This is a genomic window from Agromyces sp. P1_H4, from assembly GCF_056405255.1.
The window spans coordinates 1-3,629 of the sequence record NZ_JBFUCL010000367.1; the positions used below are offsets into that span (position 1 = coordinate 1).

5 protein-coding genes are annotated in these 3,629 nt (G+C 70.7%); all 5 read left to right on the top strand.

The features are described from left to right. Window positions 1–802: PucR family transcriptional regulator (locus tag AC1DY2_RS17190; protein ID WP_476763521.1), on the top strand; the 802-nt coding region annotated here is incomplete at its 5' end. 111 nt (window positions 803–913) lie between these two features. Next, window positions 914–1,834 (top strand): ACP S-malonyltransferase, encoded by a 921-nt coding sequence (locus AC1DY2_RS17195; protein WP_476763522.1) that lies wholly within the window; start codon window positions 914–916, stop codon window positions 1,832–1,834. A gap of 25 nt (window positions 1,835–1,859) precedes the next feature. Beyond that, window positions 1,860–2,864: a beta-ketoacyl-ACP synthase III gene (locus tag AC1DY2_RS17200; protein ID WP_476763523.1), complete on the top strand. Its 1,005-nt coding sequence runs from the start codon at window positions 1,860–1,862 to the stop codon at window positions 2,862–2,864. A 66-nt stretch (window positions 2,865–2,930) separates the two neighbouring features. After that, on the top strand, window positions 2,931–3,179 hold the full coding sequence (locus AC1DY2_RS17205; RefSeq protein WP_056731598.1) for an acyl carrier protein: 249 nt from the start codon (window positions 2,931–2,933) through the stop codon (window positions 3,177–3,179). 84 nt (window positions 3,180–3,263) lie between these two features. Beyond that, on the top strand, window positions 3,264–3,629 hold a 366-nt coding region (locus AC1DY2_RS17210; RefSeq protein ID WP_476763524.1), incomplete at its 3' end, for a beta-ketoacyl synthase N-terminal-like domain-containing protein.

Genomic DNA, 3,629 nt, shown 5'->3' on the forward strand with positions numbered 1-3,629 from the left:
GGCCGAGGCGCGCGGGCTGTGGGATGCGCGTCTCGAGGCGCTCGTCGTCGACTCGATCCTCTCGGGCGAGTACGACGACGAGCTGCCGAGCCGCATCGCGGCGCTCGGCTGGCACGGGCACGGCGAGGTCGCGGTGCTCGTGGGCACGGCGCCGAAGCAGCTCGACGTCGACCACGTGCGCCGCGCCGCCCGGCACATGCACGCCGACGTGCTCATCGGCGTGCAGGGCAACCGGCTCGTGCTCGTGATCGGGCGCTCCGACCCGCTCGGATCCGAGCCGGAGGAGACCATCGGCACGTCGGCCGCACTCACGTTCATGGAGATCGCGACCCAACTGGAGCCGCACTTCGGGCCGGGGCACCTCGTCCTCGGGCATGAGGTGCCCAACCTGGTCGACGCCTCGAAGAGTGCGAAGGCGGCGCTCGCGGGCTTCGCCGTGGCGAGGTCGTGGCGGCACGCGCCGCGGCCGGTGCACGCCGACGACCTGCTGCCCGAGCGTGCGCTCGCCGGCGACCCGCTCGCGCGCGCGACGCTGGTGCACCGCATCTACCGCCCGTTGCAGGCCCACTCGACCGAGCTCCTCACCACGCTCTGGAGCTACCTCGACAACGGCCGGTCGCTCGAGGCCACGGCCCGTGAGCTGTTCGTGCACCCCAACACCGTGCGGTACCGCCTGAAGCGGGTGTCCGACGTGATCGGGTGGGACGCGACCGGAGCGCGCGAAGCGCTGATCCTGCAATCGGCCCTCATCATCGGCTCCATGAGCGACCACGAGCACCAGCCTCGACGCCGTCCAAGCTGACCCGCCACGCGTCGCCAGCCGTGACGCATGTCGGCCACGCACAAGGCTTTCGACGAGAGCTTGTGGCATCGTCACACACCCGCACCACGCGACCTTGACAGACTAGAGAGCGTGATCGTCGTCGTCTGCCCTGGACAGGGCTCGCAGACCCCCGGTTTCCTCGCGCCCTGGCTGGCCGACTCCGCTTCCGCGGAACGCCTCGCCGGATACTCGGAGGCGGCCGGCGTCGACCTGGCGACCCACGGCACGCAGAGCGACGCCGACACCATCCGTGACACGGCCATCGCGCAGCCCCTCATCGTCGCCGCCGGCCTCCTGACACTGGAGCGCCTGCTCGCCGACGGGCGCCGCGACCGCATCGGCGGTATCGCCGGCCACTCGGTCGGCGAGATCACGGCCGCGGCGGGCGCCGGAGTGCTCGCCGACGCCGATGCCATGCACTTCGTCGCCGAGCGCGGCCGGGCGATGGCGGATGCCGCAGCCCTGGCGCCGACCGGCATGAGCGCCGTCCTGGGTGGCGACGAGTCGGCACTGATCGCGCGGCTCGACGAGCTCGGTCTCGAACCGGCGAACTACAACGGCGGCGGCCAGATCGTCGTCGCGGGGGCGCTCGACGCCCTCGAGCAGCTCAAGGCCGAGCCGCCCGCCGGGGCGCGGGTCATCCCCCTGCAGGTCGCCGGAGCCTTCCACACCCGCTACATGCGTCCGGCCGTCGAGCGCCTCACCGCGGTCGCCGCCGACCGCGACGTCTCCGACCCCGGGATCACCCTCTGGACCAACCGCGACGGCAGCATCGTCACCTCGGGCTCGGCGTTCGTCGACCTCCTGGTGGGCCAGGTCTCGTCGCCGGTGCGCTGGGACCTCTGCATGGAGTCGTTCGCCGCAGYCGGCATCACCGGCCTCATCGAGGTCGCCCCCGCCGGCGCACTCGTCGGCCTCGCCAAGCGCGGGCTCAAGGGGGTTCCGACGGTCGCCGTGAAGACGCCCGACGACCTCCCGGCCGCGATCGAGCTCATCGAGCAGGCCGCCTGAACCGGGCGCGAAGAGAAAGCCGAGCATGACGAAACCCACGCTGCAGCAGTCGCACGGACCCGCCTACACCCGCATCTACGCCGTCGGCGCCGCACGCGGCGAGAACGCCGTGCCCAACGACGACCTGGTCGGGCCGATCAACTCCTCCGACGAGTGGATCCAGCAGCGCACCGGCATCATCACGCGCACGCGCGCCGGTGCCGACGTGGAGGCCCTCGACCTCGCGACGGATGCCTCACGTGAGGCGATCGAGAAATCGGGTGTCGCGCCTGAACTCATCGACCTGGTCGTCGTCGCGACGGTCTCCAACGTGCAGCAGACGCCCTCGATCGCAGCCGTGCTGGCCGACCGGGTGGGCGCGAACCCCGCCGCGGCGTACGACACGAACGCCGCCTGCGCCGGGTACGCCTACGCCATCGCCCAGGCCGATGCGCTCATCCGCACCGGCGGAGCGCACTATGCCCTCGTCGTGGGCGCCGAGAAGCTCTCGAACGTCGTCGACCCGACCGATCGCTCCATCTCGTTCCTCCTCGGCGACGGGGCGGGCGCGGTGGTCATCGGCCCGAGCGACTTCCCGGGCATCGCCCGCACGATCTGGGGCTCCGACGGCTCCAAGGCCGGCGCCGTGGGCATGAACGGCACCCTCACCCAGTTCCGCGACGGCACGGCCGAGTGGCCGACCCTCCGCCAGGAGGGCCAGACCGTCTTCCGCTGGGCCGTGTGGGACATGGCCAAGGTCGCCAAGCAGGCACTGGATGCCGCGGGCGTGACCAGCGCCGACCTCGCCGCCTTCATCCCGCACCAGGCGAACATGCGCATCATCGACGAGTTCGCGAAGCAGCTGAAGCTGCCCGACTCCGTCGTGATCGCTCGCGACATCGCGACGACCGGCAACACCTCGGCGGCGTCGATCCCGCTCGCGACCCACCGGCTGCTCGCGGAGCATCCGGAACTCTCGGGGGGCCTCGCCCTCCAGATCGGCTTCGGCGCCGGCCTCGTGTTCGGCGCCCAAGTGGTGGTTCTCCCCTGAACCACCGACCACTGTCCATCTAGACTGTCTCTCGGTCAAACGAGACACCCTCAAGGAGAAGAACCAATGGCATTGTCCACCGAAGAAGTGCTTGCCGGCCTGGCCGAGCTCATCAACGACGAGACCGGCATTGCGACCGACACGGTTGAGCTGGACAAGTCGTTCACGGATGACCTCGACATCGACTCGATCTCGATGATGACGATCGTCGTCAACGCCGAGGAGAAGTTCGACGTCAAGATCCCCGACGAAGAGGTGAAGAACCTGAAGACCGTCGGCGACGCCGTCGACTTCATCGTCAAGGCCCAGGCCTAGTCGCTGCTCGGGCGGGCGCCACGCACCCGTGCCGCCCGCCCGATCACGCAGCCTGTTTCCTCCAATCCACGGAGTGCTTTCGTTATGACCAAGAAGATCGTGATCACCGGCATCGGCGCGACCTCGCCGCTCGGCGGCACCGCGCGCGACAGCTGGAACGCCCTGCTCGCGGGCGAGTCCGGTGCGCGCACCCTCGAGCAGGAATGGGTCGCCGAGCTCGAACTGCCAGTGACCTTCGCGGCGACCGCCAAGGTCCCGTCGTCCGACGTGCTCGAGCGCCACGAGCTCAAGCGCCTCGACCCCTCGAGCCAGTTCGCCCTCATCGCCGGCCGTGAGGCCTGGGCGGACGCGGGCGCGCCCGAGGTCGCCCCCGAGCGACTCGCCGTCGACTGGTCGACGGGCATCGGCGGGGTCTGGACCCTGCTCGACGCCTGGGACACGCTGCGCGAG

Bases quoted from the DNA above. Each gene is read 5' to 3' on its own strand.
- AC1DY2_RS17200 (WP_476763523.1), top strand. From the start codon at position 1,860: ATGACGAAACCCACGCTGCAGCAGTCGCACGGACCCGCCTACACCCGC.
- AC1DY2_RS17205 (WP_056731598.1), top strand. From the start codon at position 2,931: ATGGCATTGTCCACCGAAGAAGTGCTTGCCGGCCTGGCCGAGCTCATC.